This is a genomic window from Serratia bockelmannii, from assembly GCF_008011855.1.
GTDB classification, from domain to species: domain Bacteria; phylum Pseudomonadota; class Gammaproteobacteria; order Enterobacterales; family Enterobacteriaceae; genus Serratia; species Serratia bockelmannii.
In genome coordinates, this window is record NZ_VOUX01000005.1 from 119,863 (window position 1) to 136,466 (window position 16,604).

At 57.9% G+C, this 16,604-nt stretch carries 24 protein-coding genes and 1 pseudogene; 14 read left to right on the plus strand and 11 right to left on the minus strand.

Annotation, left to right across the window (positions count from 1 at the left end):
• Positions 1-49 precede the first annotated feature (49 nt).
• Both FOT55_RS09340 and FOT55_RS09345 read right to left on the minus strand, forming a co-directional pair.
• The gene (locus FOT55_RS09340; protein WP_025302531.1) at positions 50-277 is read right to left on the minus strand and encodes a YgdI/YgdR family lipoprotein; all 228 of its coding nucleotides are present in this window, start codon (positions 275-277) and stop codon (positions 50-52) included.
• A 12-nt stretch (positions 278-289) separates the two neighbouring features.
• Positions 290-523: a YgdI/YgdR family lipoprotein gene (locus FOT55_RS09345; protein ID WP_019454814.1), complete on the minus strand. Its 234-nt coding sequence runs from the start codon at positions 521-523 to the stop codon at positions 290-292.
• Between the two features lie 346 nt (positions 524-869).
• Here FOT55_RS09345 and tolA point away from each other — a divergent pair, with 346 nt between their 5' ends.
• Positions 870-1,310, plus strand: a complete 441-nt coding sequence (gene tolA, locus FOT55_RS09350) for a cell envelope integrity protein TolA (RefSeq protein ID WP_060433870.1) — start codon at positions 870-872, stop codon at positions 1,308-1,310.
• A gap of 116 nt (positions 1,311-1,426) precedes the next feature.
• On the opposite strand, the gene FOT55_RS09355 is transcribed toward tolA, so the two are convergent.
• Entirely contained in the window at positions 1,427-1,963 is a 537-nt protein-coding gene (locus FOT55_RS09355; RefSeq protein WP_147823397.1) for a GNAT family N-acetyltransferase, read from the minus strand.
• Between the two features lie 168 nt (positions 1,964-2,131).
• Positions 2,132-2,422: a hypothetical protein gene (locus tag FOT55_RS09360; protein WP_025302534.1), complete on the minus strand. Its 291-nt coding sequence runs from the start codon at positions 2,420-2,422 to the stop codon at positions 2,132-2,134.
• Positions 2,423-2,567: 145 nt separating this feature from the next.
• On the opposite strand from FOT55_RS09360, the gene FOT55_RS09365 reads away from it, so the two are divergent.
• Positions 2,568-2,987, plus strand: coding sequence for a GNAT family N-acetyltransferase (locus tag FOT55_RS09365; protein WP_147823398.1), 420 nt, complete (start codon positions 2,568-2,570; stop codon positions 2,985-2,987).
• Here the strand turns inward: FOT55_RS09365 and FOT55_RS09370 are convergent.
• Together FOT55_RS09370 and FOT55_RS09375 are read right to left on the minus strand one after the other, a co-directional pair.
• Positions 2,984-3,196 (minus strand): hypothetical protein, encoded by a 213-nt coding sequence (locus tag FOT55_RS09370; protein ID WP_099817336.1) that lies wholly within the window; start codon positions 3,194-3,196, stop codon positions 2,984-2,986. The genes FOT55_RS09365 and FOT55_RS09370 overlap by 4 nt on opposite strands.
• Positions 3,197-3,288: 92 nt before the next feature.
• Complete coding sequence (locus FOT55_RS09375) at positions 3,289-4,404, minus strand: AI-2E family transporter (RefSeq protein ID WP_141997861.1); 1,116 nt, start codon at positions 4,402-4,404, stop codon at positions 3,289-3,291.
• Positions 4,405-4,698: 294 nt separating this feature from the next.
• On the opposite strand from FOT55_RS09375, the gene FOT55_RS25410 reads away from it, so the two are divergent.
• Entirely contained in the window at positions 4,699-4,836 is a 138-nt protein-coding gene (locus tag FOT55_RS25410) for a hypothetical protein (RefSeq protein WP_162837928.1), read from the plus strand.
• A 64-nt stretch (positions 4,837-4,900) separates the two neighbouring features.
• Here FOT55_RS25410 and FOT55_RS09380 read toward each other — a convergent pair whose 3' ends face one another.
• Positions 4,901-6,112, minus strand: a complete 1,212-nt coding sequence (locus tag FOT55_RS09380) for an MFS transporter (RefSeq protein ID WP_147823399.1) — start codon at positions 6,110-6,112, stop codon at positions 4,901-4,903.
• 232 nt (positions 6,113-6,344) lie between these two features.
• Between FOT55_RS09380 and FOT55_RS09385 the strand changes: the two genes are divergently transcribed.
• From FOT55_RS09385 to FOT55_RS09405, 5 genes are all read left to right on the plus strand, one after another.
• Positions 6,345-6,803: a hypothetical protein gene (locus FOT55_RS09385; protein ID WP_025302539.1), complete on the plus strand. Its 459-nt coding sequence runs from the start codon at positions 6,345-6,347 to the stop codon at positions 6,801-6,803.
• 98 nt (positions 6,804-6,901) lie between these two features.
• On the plus strand, positions 6,902-7,318 hold the full coding sequence (locus tag FOT55_RS09390; RefSeq protein ID WP_004941246.1) for a DUF2000 domain-containing protein: 417 nt from the start codon (positions 6,902-6,904) through the stop codon (positions 7,316-7,318).
• Between the two features lie 72 nt (positions 7,319-7,390).
• Entirely contained in the window at positions 7,391-8,422 is a 1,032-nt protein-coding gene (locus FOT55_RS09395; RefSeq protein ID WP_147823400.1) for a LacI family DNA-binding transcriptional regulator, read from the plus strand.
• Positions 8,423-8,608: 186 nt separating this feature from the next.
• Positions 8,609-9,532 carry a TIM barrel protein gene (locus FOT55_RS09400; protein WP_099817339.1) on the plus strand — a complete coding sequence of 308 codons (924 nt, stop codon included), beginning with the start codon at positions 8,609-8,611 and terminating at the stop codon, positions 9,530-9,532.
• A gap of 14 nt (positions 9,533-9,546) precedes the next feature.
• Positions 9,547-10,719, plus strand: a complete 1,173-nt coding sequence (locus tag FOT55_RS09405) for a Gfo/Idh/MocA family protein (RefSeq protein WP_049204205.1) — start codon at positions 9,547-9,549, stop codon at positions 10,717-10,719.
• Positions 10,720-10,732: 13 nt separating this feature from the next.
• Here FOT55_RS09405 and FOT55_RS09410 read toward each other — a convergent pair whose 3' ends face one another.
• The gene (locus FOT55_RS09410; RefSeq protein ID WP_047575702.1) at positions 10,733-11,083 is read right to left on the minus strand and encodes a GFA family protein; all 351 of its coding nucleotides are present in this window, start codon (positions 11,081-11,083) and stop codon (positions 10,733-10,735) included.
• 141 nt (positions 11,084-11,224) lie between these two features.
• On the opposite strand from FOT55_RS09410, the gene FOT55_RS09415 reads away from it, so the two are divergent.
• Positions 11,225-11,434: a hypothetical protein gene (locus FOT55_RS09415; RefSeq protein WP_004941260.1), complete on the plus strand. Its 210-nt coding sequence runs from the start codon at positions 11,225-11,227 to the stop codon at positions 11,432-11,434.
• A 178-nt stretch (positions 11,435-11,612) separates the two neighbouring features.
• On the opposite strand, the gene FOT55_RS25580 is transcribed toward FOT55_RS09415, so the two are convergent.
• Positions 11,613-11,936, minus strand: coding sequence for a hypothetical protein (locus FOT55_RS25580; protein ID WP_238476099.1), 324 nt, complete (start codon positions 11,934-11,936; stop codon positions 11,613-11,615).
• A gap of 214 nt (positions 11,937-12,150) precedes the next feature.
• Between FOT55_RS25580 and FOT55_RS25585 the strand changes: the two genes are divergently transcribed.
• Positions 12,151-12,657 (plus strand): hypothetical protein, encoded by a 507-nt coding sequence (locus FOT55_RS25585; RefSeq protein ID WP_238476100.1) that lies wholly within the window; start codon positions 12,151-12,153, stop codon positions 12,655-12,657.
• A 75-nt stretch (positions 12,658-12,732) separates the two neighbouring features.
• The gene (locus FOT55_RS09425; protein WP_025302545.1) at positions 12,733-13,377 is read left to right on the plus strand and encodes a Qnr family pentapeptide repeat protein; all 645 of its coding nucleotides are present in this window, start codon (positions 12,733-12,735) and stop codon (positions 13,375-13,377) included.
• On the opposite strand, the gene FOT55_RS09430 is transcribed toward FOT55_RS09425, so the two are convergent.
• Positions 13,367-13,984 carry a LysE family translocator gene (locus tag FOT55_RS09430; RefSeq protein WP_060432916.1) on the minus strand — a complete coding sequence of 206 codons (618 nt, stop codon included), beginning with the start codon at positions 13,982-13,984 and terminating at the stop codon, positions 13,367-13,369. The two genes, FOT55_RS09425 and FOT55_RS09430, sit on opposite strands and share 11 nt — an antisense overlap.
• 376 nt (positions 13,985-14,360) lie before the next feature.
• Between FOT55_RS09430 and cspE the strand changes: the two genes are divergently transcribed.
• Together cspE and FOT55_RS09440 are read left to right on the plus strand one after the other, a co-directional pair.
• Positions 14,361-14,573, plus strand: coding sequence for a transcription antiterminator/RNA stability regulator CspE (gene cspE / locus FOT55_RS09435; protein WP_025302547.1), 213 nt, complete (start codon positions 14,361-14,363; stop codon positions 14,571-14,573).
• Positions 14,574-14,687: 114 nt separating this feature from the next.
• Positions 14,688-14,765, plus strand: a pseudogene (locus FOT55_RS09440).
• 213 nt (positions 14,766-14,978) lie between these two features.
• On the opposite strand, the gene FOT55_RS09445 reads toward FOT55_RS09440, so the two are convergent.
• Entirely contained in the window at positions 14,979-15,656 is a 678-nt protein-coding gene (locus tag FOT55_RS09445; RefSeq protein ID WP_016928046.1) for an isochorismatase family protein, read from the minus strand.
• A gap of 253 nt (positions 15,657-15,909) precedes the next feature.
• On the opposite strand from FOT55_RS09445, the gene FOT55_RS09450 reads away from it, so the two are divergent.
• On the plus strand, positions 15,910-16,338 hold the full coding sequence (locus tag FOT55_RS09450) for a universal stress protein (protein WP_025302548.1): 429 nt from the start codon (positions 15,910-15,912) through the stop codon (positions 16,336-16,338).
• Positions 16,339-16,604: the final 266 nt, after the last annotated feature.

Here is a 16,604-nt window from a genome sequence, read left to right on the forward strand (position 1 = left end):
AGGGAGCCATGGGCTCCCTAGGTTTTAGCGGGCTAAGATTATCGGAACCTTAATGAGGGATCTCTGAAACCTCTTTGACTTCCGTCTTGTTGATTTGCTGTTTAACGCCATTGGCATCGGTATAACCGAGCAAACCGGCAGAGGTTTCTTTCGGTTTACCGTCACTGATGAGCGTTCGGCCATCGTGGGTATGAATAGCGTAGCTGGTGCGTGTGCAGCCTGACAGTGTGGCGATAGCAACCAGGGCGATCGCGGGAAGAACAAGCGCTTTTTTCATTTGAAGCTCCTTTTAGTTATCCAACTCACTCATGTTTGCAATCTGGTCTCGATTGATCTGTTCCGTTTTGCCCGTTTCTGCATTTCGGTAGGAGACTAACCCGGTATCTTTATCGACTTGAGGCTTGCCGTCGGTGACAATAGTCTTGCCATCCGTTGTTTTAATCGCCTGATTGGAAGCGCAGCCCGCCATGAACATCACCGTGGTCGCAGTAAGAAGCGCGGCAAAGAGTCGTTTACTTTTCATACTTACCATCCTGGTTACTTAAATGAATTTAATGGCAGGAAAGTAAGTATAGGCAGAATCTCCAGATTGCTAGCGTTAAAAGTGCTTTTAATGCGATAAAAAATTAAGAATTTCTTAATTTATTGATGGGATGATTGCCCATCCGAGGGATGTCGATAAGTCATGGCCTTCAGGCGTACGGCCCGCCGATGGGGTTAGGGTTTCATATCATCATCTACTCACGATTTTCCGCGTGCCAGAGCTTGATGTCATTGGCGGTTTTACGTGAATTCTGTATAAGTATTGACCGGGGATCTTGTCAAATACCACGTTGATTTGGCTGATAATCATCCATAAGGACAGGGATATGAAAATTACGCATTCAGGCTACAAAACCGGCGCCGCCATATTATTGGCGGGAATGTTCGCACTGGCATTAACGGGGTGTGCCAAGAGTACAGCCCCCAGCCAAAGCAATCCGGAAAATAAAAAGGTTGACGATCTTTTCGCCAATCTTGGCGACCCAAAGGCGCCGGCACCGGGAAAAGAGAAAGAACGCTATATCGCCCAGTTGCAGGCCGTGATTCAAAGCCATTTGAAAGATGCCGAAGCCTACTCGGGCAAGCGTTGCACATTGCGTATCACGCTGGCGCCGGACGGTATGCCAATCGGTGTTCGAACTGAAGGAGGCGATCCGGATCTTTGCCGCGCCGCCATGAAGGCAATTGCCGATTCGCGCTTCCCTAAGCCGCCGACGGCAGGGGCCCATAATGCGTTCCAAATTATCACGTTGCAACTGCGTCCTTAAGCAGCTAGATGAAATAAGGGGTTGGGATAACGCAGTGTTTTGCAGCGGGATCTTTTAGTAAAAAATTTAGGTGTTCACGTGACTTCCACCAGCCTGTGCGGCTGGTGGATTTAGATTTAAGTCTTTATTGTCCGTCTTAGTTTTAAGCAAGATGCTCCTTTGTATTCGCATTGGCCAAATATTTGGTAACCCAGATGTTGAGCTATTTTAACGGAAGGCCGATTGTTTTCACCGATAAGGCAAACTGTTTGAGCGGGTGATAACGTGCTGTCAATCCATTGATGCGCTGCGGCAGCCACTTCTTGCGCGACTCCCTGACCTTGGGCCTCCCGGGCAATAATCCATGCGGCTTCAGGGCTCCCATCGAAGTCATTGCCCAGACCCCGATGAAAATCCGCCAACCCGGTCTCGCCCAGGAACTGTCCGTCCACTTTGCGAAATATGGCGAACAGCCCATAGCCGAAAACCGACCAGTGGCCAATATAGCGCAGTAGTCTATTCCAACCGTCTTCAGGTGAAAGATTGGGGGCGCTGATAAATTTGAACAGTTCCTTATCTGTAAACATGGCATACCAGGCATCGAAATCGGCCAGGTTGTGAGGACGTAATATCAACCGTTCGGTTTCGATGTGCACGGCAGGGAGTAAAGGCATAACGGTTCCTTTTCTGCGTTGCAGCGTATCGTAATGTTACCCTGAGAGAACGAGCGATAATTTCCCGTCTTGGCGCGCAGATGACAAGGTTACGGCTAAGGTGCGGGCAAGCTCTTTGTCGCAAATCACTTTATCATTGGGTTTAACGCGCCGGCTACTTGTTTGGTATTACCGATACATCATCGCGCTCACGCGCTCGGCCCGATCTTTAAAACCGTTGCTGCGCATCGTTACCACATAGTAGCGATAGTGATGTTTCTGTGCGTATTCGCGCACCAGATCTTCGGCGAACAGGCCGCTGAAGGTGACGGTGGTGACGAATGTCAGCCCTTTCACTTCGTAGGTGCTGATCTCTTGCGGGGTGCCGATATACGGCGGCGGGAACACGGTTTTGTGGAACTGGCAGCCCGCCAGCAGCAGGGTAAACAGCAGGGCGGCGGAGATTTGCGGTATTCTCATCGGGAAATGCTTTCCTTCCTTGGCGTGTGCTTTAGTAACTCTATAATAGGATTACAAAATTCGGCGGGGATGTAAAAGTTATCCCGCTTCGGTTGCCGTTTCGTTGAAGCGGTGTCGCCGTCACCCATCAGAATGAGGGGTAAACATGTGTGTTCGTCTTGCCACTGAAACCGATGCCGCAGCCCTGATCGCCCTCGACAGCGTCGCCGAAGGCGAGCCGCAGCGCGCGGCGCAGATCCGCACCTGGTGCGCACAGAGTGTCTGCTATCTTGCCGAAGAACGGGGCGTGGTGATGGGCTACGCTGTGCTGCACTATCACTTCTTCGGCTGCGGCTTTGTCGAGATGCTGATGGTCGGCGAGCGCTATCGCCGCCGGGGCGTCGGGAAGGCGCTGATTGCGGCGTTGAAATCCCATTGCCGACATCCGAAGCTGTTCACCTCCACCAATCGTTCCAACCTGCCGATGCAGCGGCTGCTGTTGAACGCCGGGTTTGTCGCCAGCGGCCAAATTGACAATCTCGATGACGGCGACCCGGAGCAGGTCTTTTTCATCCCGCTGCGCTAATACAGCCGGACATCGACCGCCTGCTGTTGCAGCCAGGTGCTGACGTAGCCATAAGCGGCATAGAAGGCCAGCAGCGCGAAGAGCAGCACGGAAAGCGAGGCCAAAAACCTGACGTCACCGTGTTTTGACAGCTGATAGGCGCAATAGATAAAGGCTAACAGGCACAGCAGAGTGAAGGCGATAGCCAGCGTGGCGTAAAAAATAAGCATAACGAAACCCGTTCTTCCTTGTAAGCGCGGCAAGGATACCACAGACAAAAAAGGGGCCCAATTGGGCCCCGGCGTGATTCGCTGCGAGAGGGTTACTCCGCCGCGTCGGGATGATTTTTGCCTTCCTCGATGAATTCTTCGTCGATCTCTTCGATGTTCTCCTCGCTGTCGCGGCCGGACAGGATGTTCCAGCAGGCGATGAACAGCGCGGCGATCAAGGGGCCGATGACGAAGCCGTTGATGCCGTAGATCTCCATGCCGCCCAGGGTGGAGATCAGGATCAGGTAGTCCGGCATTTTGGTGTCTTTGCCTACCAGCAGCGGGCGCAGAATGTTGTCCACCAGGCCGATCACCACCACGAAGAACACCACCAGGAAAATGGCTTTCCACAGCATGCCGGTAGCGAAGAAGTAGATCACCGCCGGCACCCAGATTATGGCGGAGCCCACGGCCGGGATGATCGACAGGAACGCCATCAGCGCGCCCCACAGCAGGCTGCCGTCGATGCCGGTAAAGTAAAATGCCAGCCCGCCGAGCGCACCTTGCACCACGGCGACCACCACCGTGCCCTTGACGGTGGCGCGGGAGACGGCGGCGAACTTCACGAACAGGTGGTGCTTCACGTGCTGGGAGAGCGGCAGCGCTTCGAGCGCCAGGTTCACCAGATAGGGGCCGTCTTTCAGCAGGAAGAACAGCAGGTAGAGCATCACGCCGAAGCCGACGACGAAGTTGAAGGTGCCTTTGCCGATCAGGAAGACGCTGCCCGCCAGATATTGCCCGCCCTTGAGCGCCACGTCGGAAAGCTGCTTTTGGATCTCGGCGGCGCTGTTGAGGTTATGCTCCGCCAGGAAGCGCTGCGCCCAGCCGGGCAGGTGACGCATAAAGTCCGCCAGCATGGTCGGCAATTGGCTGTTGTTGGTTTGCAGCTTGGTGTAGATCACGTTGAATTCCATCGCCAGCGATGAGGCGATGATCGCCAACGGCGTGAACACGATCAGACAGATCAGCGCCACCGTCAGCAGCGACACTACGCCGTTGCGTTCGCCGACGTACTGCTTCAACTTCTTTTTCACCGGATGGAAAATCACCGCCAGAATAACCGCCCACAGCACTGAGGAGTAATAAGGCCCCAGCACGTCGAGAAAGGCGGCGGTAACGATGAACAGGATCAGAATAAAGAATCCCTTGGAAATGCCTTTAGACATCATAGTCGTCCCTCAAAAGATGAATTTTCAGCATAGATGAACTGAATGAAAACAACACTATCATCACCTTTGCTTAACCGGTAGGGGATTTTTAACGGCGTATACCATAGGGTTACTAAGGGAAAGGCGGGCGCTGCAGGGTGAACAGGCGGCGGCGCGAGAAAAGAAAGAGGGCTAAATAATTAACAAAATTTATCGATTGTGTTTCATTTTGTGAGCCGCGCTTGCCGCCTGCGCCAGGCTTTCCTAGTTTTTAGGAGGGCGGCCTTTCGTCCGATATCACGAAGGAGTATGCAAATGACTGAACACAAACGACTCGGTGTCATCGAGAAAACGCTACTGATCGCCTTTGCCGGCCTGCTGGTGTATTTCGCGGCCACTGGCGCATTGTCATTGTCGGGTCTCGATCATCATTGGCCTTATCCTTCGCGATAGGCAGGCACCTGCACCAGGGAAAATTCAGCACCGCTTATAACAAACAGAACGACTTTTCTGCTTATCACCCTGCATTATGCCGCCTGCTGAGAAAAGCCAGCGCTAACAGCGCCCCTAACAGGGCCGCCGCCAGCACCAGCCACGCCGGCGCCACCCAACCGGCTGCGGCCACGATGGCGCTCAGCGCGACCGGGCCGATCACCTGGCCGAGATAGTTCCCTTGCATCACCAGCCCCAGGCTCAGCGGCAACAGCTTGGGCTCCGGCGTCGCCGCCGGCGTGGCGGCCAGAATGGTGGCGGGCAGCATGCCAGCGATGGCGCAGAACAGGAAACACAGTGGGATCAGCAGGCCGTTGGGCGTCATCGGCAGGAAAATGCCGATGCCGAAGATGCCGATGACCAGGCTGGTGGCCGCGAGCAGGCTACCGGCCCGCAGACCGCGCGACAGCAAGAACCCGGCGGCGAGGTTGCCGATGATGTTCGCCGCCACCGCCGCTGCGCTGATGCCGCCGGCGGCCGCCAGCGACAGGCCGATGCGCTGCATCAGGAAGATCGGCAGAAAGGTCATCACCGAGAAAAACTGCAGGTTGTAAGTGGCGAACATCAGCGCCAGCAACAGCGGTTGGCGTGCCCGCAGCATCGCGCCCAGCGCATGCCGCAGCTGCAACGGCGGAACGTGCGTCTTGGCGGCGCGTCGGGGCGTGGTCAGCGGCAGCAGCAGGGCGGCCAGCAGCGTCAACGCCGCACCGGCCTGCCAACTCTGTTGCCAGCCGGCGAGATGGGGGCCGAAAAACAATGAAATGGCGATGCCCGCCGGCATGAAGGTGCTCCAGATGCCGAACACCAGGCTGCGCTGCGCCGGGGCGACGATGCGGTTCAGCACCGCCGGCGAGGCGACCACCACGATCACGAAGCCGAGGCCTTCGACAAAGCGGCTGACGATCAATCCGTTGAAGTCGTGCAGCGTGGCGCCGGTAAAGCTGGCGGCGCTGACGATCAGTAACCCCGCCGCCAGCAGGCGCCGATCGCCCCAGCGGCGCACCAGCAGCCCGGCGGCGATGCCGCCGAACACCCCGACGAAAGGAAAGGCCGAGATGACCCAGCTCAGCGTTTCGAGCGAACGGCCGAATTCGGCCTGCAGCGCCGGTAGCGCGATGGTGGCCTTACCTACGTGCAGCGCCGCGGCGATGCCGGCGAACAGCACGTTGATGACGGCTAGCCAGGGCGTAGCGGCGGGAAGGACGCGGTCGATGGCGTCCGGTTTAATCGCGGTCATAACACTCTCCAGAGGCGGTAACGCCCTCACTATGCGTCTGCGCTACAACAGAAGTCGTTCAAATGCTGCGCTGTCACGCGGGGAAATTATTCATTTCGAGCTTTATTTTGCGCACCTCGTTGTTTGGTTCGCCAGCGTACCACCCGGCGTGGACGCGGGTGTCCGTTCAGCGGTTTACTGTTCCGGCACGCAGCGAGCGTGCCCGATCAATTTTATTTATAAGGAGCAGTGTATGTCAGAGATGATGAATGAAAATGGAGCGCCGGTGATGGAGTGGAGCTATGGCGGCCGGGGTGATGATATCAGCAGCAGCCTGAGCCTCGACACGGTTGAGGAGCAACCGCAGGGTTTCTTGATGACGGTCGATCGGCCGGTGCAGATCTTTAAAGAAGCGCTGTCGCCGATGATGGCCTTTGTCACGCTGCTGCGCCCGCTATACGCCAAGACGGGCGAGGGCTTCCAGTACGTGCCGGTTTCCAACCCCTGGACCGACGTGCAGCGCCTGCCGGCCAGCGCAGGCTATCTGGGCGTGCAGGTTAACGCTGGCCTGTTTTTCCACGGCGCCAAACCGACGCACTATAAAGATCGCGACGGCCAGATGAAACCGATTGACGGCGGCACTGTCCTGCAGAACATCACCGTGCTGCATCAGGTGGCGCAGCCGCTGGGCCCGGGCGAAGGCGGGATCTGAGGCTGAAACGTCATCACGGGGCCGGACGCGGCCCTTATCTCGCCTTGAAAACCGCCCTTGGCTTGGGTAAAAAGGGTTGTCTATTCAAGGAGAAGAGTATGTACAGCGACAACGAGAAAAAATTCTACATCATCCTCAACCGCAACCACGAACCGGCCACTCTGTTTAACGCCTCCTGCCATCTGACGGCGGGCATCACCGATCTTATCGAGCAGCGCGAGTTTCACCACTACCCGAGCAGCCTCGACGGCGTCAGCGCTAATATGAGCCACTACCCGATCGTCATCCTGCAGGCCAAGAACAGCAGCCAGCTCAGCAACCTGATCCTCAAGTGCAAGGAGGAGGGCGTGCTGTCCAACTTCTTCACCACCACCATGCTGTCGCACTCCGCCGAACAACAGATCGCCGACACCGCCAATACTCCCTACGAGCAGTTGGACTTCGTGGCGGTGGCGCTCTACGGCGACACTGAACAGCTTAAGCCGCTTACCAAGAAGTTCTCCGTCTACCGTTAATCGCGAACGGCATCACATCAGGGGCGGCAACGTCTATGATATTTTTCCATCAAATCGTTGATGGAGATGAACATGAGCGGCAAGAAAACCACCATGGCGGCCATCGCCAGAGAGGCGCGGGTCGGCGTCGCCACCGTCGATCGGGTGATCAACCAACGCGCGTCGGTGCGGCCCGCCACCCAGCGCCGGGTGATTGAGGCGGCGAAAAAGTTGGGGTTCGCGTTGGAAAAGTCCCACTGCCTGTCGGCGGTGCTGGGCAGGCCGGAACGCCGCCTGAGAATGGGGTTCATCCTACTGCGGCGCGAACACTCCTTCTATGCGCAACTGGCTGATGAACTGATGGTGCAAGCGGCGCCGTATCATGAGCCGGGGCAGCCGCCGCAGTTCATCTTCCACTCTCTCAATGCCATCGGCGATACCGCCGCCGCCATTAGCCAATTGAGCCGCCAGGTGGACGCGATCGGCGTGTTGGCGCTGGATCACCCCCTGATCCACTATGCCGTAGAAGAAGCCACGCAGGCGGGCATCAACGTTTTCGCGCTGCTGTCGGATTTATCGGTGCCCAGCCGCGCCGGCTACATCGGTCTGGATAATCAAAAAGCGGGCCGCACCGCCGGTTGGGCGGTGGACCGTCTGTGCCGGCGTCAGGGAGATGTTGGCGTGATCATCGGCGACAACCGTTTTACTTGCCAGGAAGCCTGCGAGATCGGTTTTCGCTCCTACCTGCGTGAGCAGATGAGCGGCCAGCGTGTGCTGGAACCGGTGCGCAGCCTCGAGGACGCGGAAACGGCGCGCCGGGTCACGCGTGAACTGCTGGCGAACCACCCGGAGCTGGCGGCGCTGTACGCGCCGAGCGGCGGTGTAGAGGGCATTATTCAGGCGTTACGAGAGAGCGGCCGGCAGCGCGACATCACGCTGGTGTGCCACGGCCCGGTGCAGGGCGGTGAAATGGCGCTGCTCGACGGCACGGTGGATCTGTTGCTGTGTCACCGCATTTCTGAGTTGGCCGCCACGATTGTCGAGACGCTGCTCGCTGCCGATGAACAACCGGGATTACGCCACATCATTAATCGCTTCGATGTGATCACCAAAGAAAACCTCTGACGGCCGCTGAGTGGTGTTTGCCGAGGTCATGGCGCAGTCAGGCGTCGCCTCAATTTGATTAAAAACTATCAAATAATTCATCAAAAATAGCGCGATCTCTATCAAAAAATAAAATTTTCATTATTGATGGTTTTGGAATTTTTGTTTGATACTGCCGGCATTCCCCGCAAGAAAGGAGCCGTCGCCATGACTTTGCCTATCGCCAATGCGCCCTGCAGTTGGGGCGTGGATGACCCAAACAATCCCCATTTGCCGCCCTACGCCACGGTTCTGCAAGAAGCGTCGGCGGCCGGCTACCGCAGCATCGAGCTGGGGCCGTGGGGCTATTTGCCGACGCAGAGCGAGGCGCTGTGCGCCGCGCTGGAGCAGCATCGTCTGTCGCTGGTGGCCGGCACGATTTTTGACGATCTGGTCAGCGAGGCGAACATTGAGCGCTTGCTGGCCCTGACTCATCGGATATGCCGCAACCTCTCGCGGGCGCCCAGGGCGGAGCCGACCGAGGGCGATCGCGCCGCGCCGCCGTTCTTGGTGATTATCGATTTCGGCAATCCGCAACGCGCCAGGTTCGCCGGGCGCTCAGATTTAGCGCCGCGTTTGTCGCAGGCCGAGTGGCAGAGGATGATCGGGCACATTACGCGCATCAGCGAACTGGCCTGGCGGGAATACGGCGTGCGGCCGGTGGTGCATCCGCACGCCGGCGGCTGTATCGAGTTCGCCGACGAAATCGACCGGTTGGCGGCGGACATTCCGCATCACACCGCCGGATTGTGCCTGGATACCGGCCATCTGTATTACGCCGGGCTGGATCCGGCGGCCTGGCTGAGCAAGCACTTTGAACGTCTCGATTATCTGCACTTCAAAGACGTCGATCCGCAGGTGTTCCGCGAGGTGCTGGCGCGCGGCGTCGATTTTTTCACCGCCTGCGCCGAGGGCGTCATGTGCCCGTTGGGCAGCGGGGCGATCGATTATCCGCAGCTGCGCGCGCTGTTGGCCGAGCGCGGATACCGGGGCTGGATCACTATCGAGCAGGAACGCGATCCGCGCAATGTGCAGGGCAGCCTGCAGGACGTCACCGCCAGCTTGCGCTACTTGCGCGGCCTCGGCTTTTAATCAGGAGAAACACGATGATCAACGGCAGCAAACCTTTGGCGAGATCGTTGCGCTGGGGCATGGTCGGCGGCGGCGGCACCAGCCAGATCGGTTACATCCATCGTTCGGCGGCCTTGCGCGACGGTGCGTTTACTCTGTTGGCCGGCGCGTTCGACATTGACGCCGAACGCGGGCGTGATTTTGGCCGGAGTCTGGGCGTGGCGGCGGAGCGCTGTTATGCGGATTATGCCGAAATGTTCCGCGCCGAAGCCGCGCGGGCGGACGGCATCGAAGCGGTCTCGATCGCCACGCCGAACAACACCCATTACGCCATTTGCCGGGCGGCGCTGGAGGCGGGATTGCACGTGGTGTGCGAGAAGCCGCTGTGTTTCAGCGTCGATGAGGCGCAGGCGCTGGCGGCGTTGTGCGAGCGGCAGCGCAAAGTCATCGGCGTGACCTACGGCTATGCCGGGCACCAGATGATTTTACAGGCCCGGCAGATGATTGCCGATGGCCGTCTGGGGGAAATCCGGCTGGTGAATATGCAGTTCGCTCACGGCTTTCACGCCGCGCCGGTGGAGCAGGATAATCCCAGCACTCGCTGGCGGGTCGATCCGCGCTTTGTCGGCCCCAGCTATGTGCTGGGCGATCTGGCGACCCACACGCTGTTTCTGGCGGAAACCATGGCGCCGCAGCTGAAGATCCGGCGGTTGATCTGCAGCCGGCAAAGCTTTGTGCCGTCGCGCGCGCCGTTGGAGGACAACGCCTATGTGCTGATGGAGTATCACAACGGCGCCGTCGGCTCCGTGTGGTGTTCGGCGGTCAACTGCGGTTCGATGCACGGTCAAAAGGTGCGCATCGTCGGTGAAAAGGCTAGCCTGGAGTGGTGGGATGAACAACCCAATCAGCTACGCTTCGAAGTGCAGGGCGAGCCGGTGCGGATCCTGGAGCGCGGCATGCCGTATCTCGATGCGCCGGCGTTGGCGGACGATCGCATCGGCGGCGGTCATGCGGAGGGGTTGTTTGAAGCCTGGTCGAATCTCTACCGCCGCTTCGCGCTGGCGATGGACGCCACCGATCGGCGCGACGCGGCCTTCCTGGCCGACTTCTGGTACCCGGACGTGCAGGCTGGCGCACTGGGCGTGAAGTGGGTGGCGCGCTGCGTGCAATCCGCTGAAACCGACGCCGGCTGGGTTGCCTTCGACTGAGTGCGCGATTCGCTCAGACGCTGGCCCCGTCGTAGCGGTGGATCTGTAACGCATCCAGCGCGACGTCAGGCACGCAGCGCAGGTTAACGGCGCACATCGCGGCGCCGTCCGGCGCGGTTCCGTAGGCGAAGGGCTGGGCACCGCAGGTCCGGCAGAACTGATGGCGGATCCTGTGGTGATTGAAAGTGTAAGTGCTGAGCTGGTCCTGACCGCTGTTGAGCGTGAAAGCGCTGATGGGGAAGAACGACAGCAGCAGCCCTTTGCGGCGGCAAATAGAACAGTTGCAGCTGAGGGCTTCGGTGGGCAGTTCGGCGTCTACGGAGAAGGTGACGGCGCCACAGTGGCAGCTTCCCTGGAATGACATGGCGATGATCCTGTATCAGGGGGGAGTGTTTGCCCAGTATAGTGCAATTTATCGTCACTCGGCCGCGCCCGGCTTGGTTTCCTTAGTAAATGCGCGGTTTTCTGGTAGGTTAGAGGTTAACGTCATCAAAAGGAGATCGCGATGTTAGAACATTACTATCCGGCCAATATGGGCGCCGAACCGGTCACGGACGAACAGCACAAACGGCTGGTGGCGGTGCAGGCGGCGCTGGAACTGATCAAGGCCACGCTGTCGGATACCAACGACGGCAACGGCGTGGACTTCCAGCTGAAGGCGGCGGAGAAGCACATCGGCCCGATGGCCGACGCCATTCAGGAAGCCCTGAAGTAACGGTTCGCCGCCACCTCAACCGCCCGCACCGGGCGGTTTTTTTTGCGCTGATTACTGCGATTTTTTTAGTAGCGCATTGCTTTTTCCCGGCTGGTGCCGTGAGCGGCGCGATCCTACTCTAGCGATCCGAGTCATCATCAGGGTCATGCTCATGTTCCGCTTCAGCCTCTTTTCTTTTTTATTGCCGCACCGCCGGCGCGTCACCCAGCTGGCCGGCGCCACACTGCTTCTCGGCGTCGTTATGCAGGCGCAGGCCACGCAACGCATCGAGTTTTCGCCGGATCCCGCCGGCGCCTACCCTGAGGGCATCGCCTGGGAGCCGCGCGCCGGTGCGTTCCTGATCTCCTCCCTGCGCGGTGGCCAGCTGGGCCTGGTCTACCCGGATGGCCGCTATCGGCGGTTTTCCACCGACAAGGGACTGATTACCACCTCCGGCATGCTGGTGGACACCGAGCGCAACCGGGTGCTGGTATGCAACGAAGACGTGGGCGTCTCCCTCCATTCAGCCCCTGGCACGCGCAATCGCGTGGCGCAGGTGCTGGAGTTCAATCTCGATACCGGCGCTGCAGCAGACGTACGATCTCTCATCGTTAAGCCGTGGGCCGACGCTGGCCAACGATCTGACGCTCGATGCGCAGGGAAATATCTACGTAACCGACAGCTTCCAGCCGCAGATTTACAAGATCGACCGGGCAACGCGCCACGTGTCGATCCTGGTGCGCTCATCGCTTCTGCTGCCCGCCGACGCACCCGCCGCTGCGCAGGGCACACAGCCTTATCTCAACGGCATCGTGTATCACCCGGATGGCTACCTGATTGCGTCGGACTACACCCGCGGGCTGCTGTGGAAGGTGACGCTGGATAACACGCCTGCGATAAGTGAAATCAGGCTGCCGCATCGGCTGAAAGGGCCGGACGGGCTGCGGCTCAAAAACGCCAACGAATTGGTGATCGTACAGTCTTTTCCGGCTGAAAAGGGGAGCATGTCCGGCGACGTGACGCTGCTCGCCTCGGCCGACGGCTGGGCCAGCGCCTATGTCGCCGCGGTCGCCACGCCGCCGGGATTGGATGGGCCGACCGGCGCCGCGTTGCGCGATGGCGAGGTGTGGGTGGTCAACTCCCGTTACCCCAAACTGTTTGCTGATGTCGCTCAGGCGGAGAGCATCAGGACGTTCAGCATCGTCAAGGTGGCGTTAGCACGGCCTGCGGCTGAGGCACGCTGATCGACGACGGTTGCCAACCCTGTCGGAATAGGATTAAATGCTGCCCTGGCTGTATAAATAAACAGGGGTATTGCAATGAGCCTGGCGCTGAAGGGTGAGAAGATCGAACGTAACCGCTTTACCGGCGAGAAGATTGAAAACGGCAGCTTTATGCTGTGTGATTTTTCGGGTGCCGATCTGACCGGCACCGAATTTATCGGCTGCCAGTTCTACGACCGCGACAGCCGACAGGGCGGCAACTTCAGCCGCGCGATACTGAAAGACGCGAGTTTTAAAAGCTGTGATTTATCGATGGCCGATTTTCGTCATGCCAACGCGTTGGGCATCGAGATCCGCGAATGCCGCGCGCAGGGCGCCGATTTTCGCGGCACCAGCTTTATGAACATGATCACCAGCCGCACCTGGTTTTGCAGCGCCTATATCACCAAAAGCAACCTGAGCTATGCCAACTTCGCCAAGGTGGTGCTGGAGAAATGCGAGCTGTGGGAAAACCGCTGGCACGGCGCACAGGTGCTCGGCGCCAGCTTCAGCGGCTCCGATCTGTCCGGCGGCGAATTCTCCGGTTTCGACTGGCGTGCCGCCGACGTCACCCAGTGTGATTTGAGCAACGCGGAACTGGGCGAGTTGGATTTGCGCACTACCGATCTGCAGGGCGTCAAAATGGACAGCCACCAGGCCGCGCAGCTGTTGGAGCGGCTCGGGATCGCGATCATCGGCTGAGCAGCTGCCGCAGCCCCAGTACGATGATCAACGTGCCGCAGGCGCGATCGATCCAAGCCTTGCTGCGGCGGTAGGCGCCGGCGACAGGGGCGTGCGACAACACCAGCGCCACCAACCCGTACCACAAGCTGGCTATCACCGCGACTTCCAACAGCATGGCGAGGAAGGTCGGCGTAGAAACATGGGCGGGCGCCGCTGATGAGAAGACGGCGGCGTAAAACGCAATGGATTTGGGATTGGCGATGTTGGTGGCGATGCCCTGCAGAAAGGCGACGCGAAAACCGCTTTTCCCGGTCACCGTGGAGGGGCCGGAAGAAGGCGCCGCCTGGGCGATAAGCCGATAGCCGAACCACAGTAAATAGCCGGCGCCGGCCACTTTTACCGCTAGCGCCAACCAGGGGAACAAGGCGAAAATTATACCGACGCCGAGCAGGGCGCTGCTCGCCCAGAACAGGTTGACCAAGACAATGCCCGCCACCAGAGCGAAAGCCTCGCTGCGGCGCGCGGAAACGGCTTTGTGGGCGACGGCGACAAAATTGGGGCCGGGGATCACCACGCCAACGATATAGACGGTGAAAACGGCGAGCACGGCTGGCATATCGATCATCGGTTAATGGCCTGTAAGCAGCGAGTTAGCCTTAGTTTTATAATGAATCGCCGATATGATCCAGCAGGGTGAAACCTTTTTTTACCTGCCCGTAGCGACAGGCGTCAGCGGCCTTTTGCGATAATAAATTTATGAGCCATATGAATATAATTTAAAATATATCTTGCTTAAATAAATTAGCTGTGTGTAAATAGCGTCATCGGTTTGTCATACAGACCTTATGAAAGCAGTTTTAGTAAAGCAGTTCTAAGTGTTAGTGATATCTCCCAGATACCTCTTCTTCCGCGAATTTTCTTCTCTAGTGCCCCATAAGTTTCCAATAAAAACAGACCTCTATCGCCCTATGGCGTCGCAAAAATATAAAGGAAATATCTCTATGTCTACTAAAATGACGGGTTTGGTAAAATGGTTTGATGCAGGGAAAGGCTTCGGCTTTATCACCCCGGCAGACGGCGGCAAAGACGTGTTCGTACACTTCTCTGCTATCCAGAGCAACGATTTCAAAACGCTGGACGAAGGCCAACAGGTTGAGTTCACTATCGAAAAGGGTATGAAGGGGCCTTCTGCCGGCAACGTGGTCGCGTTGTAATTTTCGGTCGAGGTGCGGTTTCTTACGACAGCGATGAGGGTTTAAGCCGGAGCAGTTAAGAAATAACACCTTTAGCCTGAATAAACTCCGGGTTCGCCCGGAGTCTTTATCGATACGTCATTAGCTCAGCAGGAAGAGCGGCAGCGAAATATTCGTTGGCGGACTGGGGTTCGATTCCTCGATGACGTTCCAATAATTAATTATTATTGGCAACAGAAAAACAGATTATCGCATAAATAATAATGCCACTTTTCAGTCTTTTTTTCTGTTGTGAAAAAGTTGTGCTTAGGCTGCGTAATGTTGGAGTGTTGGATGGACGCTTACGCCATAACATGACAGCCGGGAAAGCCACCGGCACATGATCAATAGCCCCGGCCTTAGCCGGGGTTTTTTATGCCCGCGATTTTAACGCTGCGAGTCCAGCAGTTCGTTGTTTTTCACCACGTCCTGCGCCTTGAGGTAGCTCTCGATCAACAGCTGATAGGCCGGGAAGATTTTGGTGTAAACCTCGGCCCATTGCTGAGCGTCGGCGCGGTTCCAGCTGCCCTGCAGCTCGGAGGCGACGCCGGCGGTGTCGATCGGCACCACGCCGGCCTGCACCACGCGCGCCAGGGTGATTTCCTGCGCCATTTTCGAGTAGGTGCCGGAGGCGTCGATCACCGCAAAGACCTTATAGCCTTCGGCCACCGCGCTGATGGACGGAAAGGCCATGCAGACGCTGGTGATGGTGCCGGCGATGATCAGGGTCTTGCGGCCGGTGGCCTTGACCGCCGCTACGAAGTCAGGGTTGTCCCAGGCGTTGATTTCCCCTTTACGGGCGACGTACTGCGCGTGCGGCGCATTCTGGTGAATTTCCGGGATCAGCGGGCCGTTGGGGCCCTGCGGCACCGAGGCGGTGGTGATCACCGGCAGTTTGCTGAGGGTAGCGATGCTGGCCAGGGCGGCGGCGCGGGCGCGCAGCTCGGTCATCGGCATATCGGCGACGGTCTGGAACAGGCCGCTCTGGTGGTCGATCAGGAGCATGACCGCGTCATTGGCATCAATAACAGGACGCTGGCCGTTGAAGTTGGCTGGAGTGCTCATGGTGTTTTCCTTTTCTCGTCGTGAGGTCAGTGGGTATCTTCTTTGATTGATAAGGCTGAAACTCAGCACTTGCCTACAGTGTAGGGAGAAGAGAGAAATCCGGTAGAGCCTGAAGTCGGGATACATCGTTCCATAAATGGAACGATTTTGACGCAGGCGAAGGGCTCGGCGCTGGGCTAAACTTAAGGTGCATAAGAAACATGCGGCAAGGAACGCCATCCTGTTCATGGGTTTGACGCGGAGGGCCACCGTCATGGCTTATCAGCATATCGTTGTCGCCACGGATCTCAGCGAAGACGCCGAGTTTCTGCTGGGCAAGGGCGCCAGGCTGGCTGCCGCGCTCCATGCCAAACTTTCCCTGATCTATATCGACATCCACCGCGCCGGCTATTACGTCGATCTGGGCGTGGGAGATTACAACTACACCGATCGCACCTTTTCGGAGCGGGTGAAGAATATGCTCAATGCGATCAAAGGGCAGTCGTCGTATCCGGTCGAAGAGGTGATCGTCAGCCGTGGCGCGTTGACGGAAGAGCTGAACCGGGTGGCGAAAGAGAAAGGGTTCGATCTGGTGATCTTCGGCCATCACCACGATGTCTGGAGCCGGCTGGTTTCTTCGGCGCGTCAGGCGATCAATGAGTTGAACGTCGATCTGCTGGTTGTCCCCATCGAGAAAAAATAGTCGCCGCCGCCTGCGGGCGGCTGCCTTTTTTCATTCGTATCGCTTATCTCTGAGCAGCCATAACCGCCTACCCGCAATAATCCCGCTAGCTGACAATCCGCCTGACGAATAGTGACTCACCGTGATTTTATTTTATCCATCAATATGTTGGCCAAAATCCGATAAAGGTTAATCCAGCGCATTGAAATCACTGACATACCTCCTTTTGGTTAATAAACCGCACGTTTTGACTGGTTCTCTGGGGAGGGGCGTCTTATCCTCGGGGT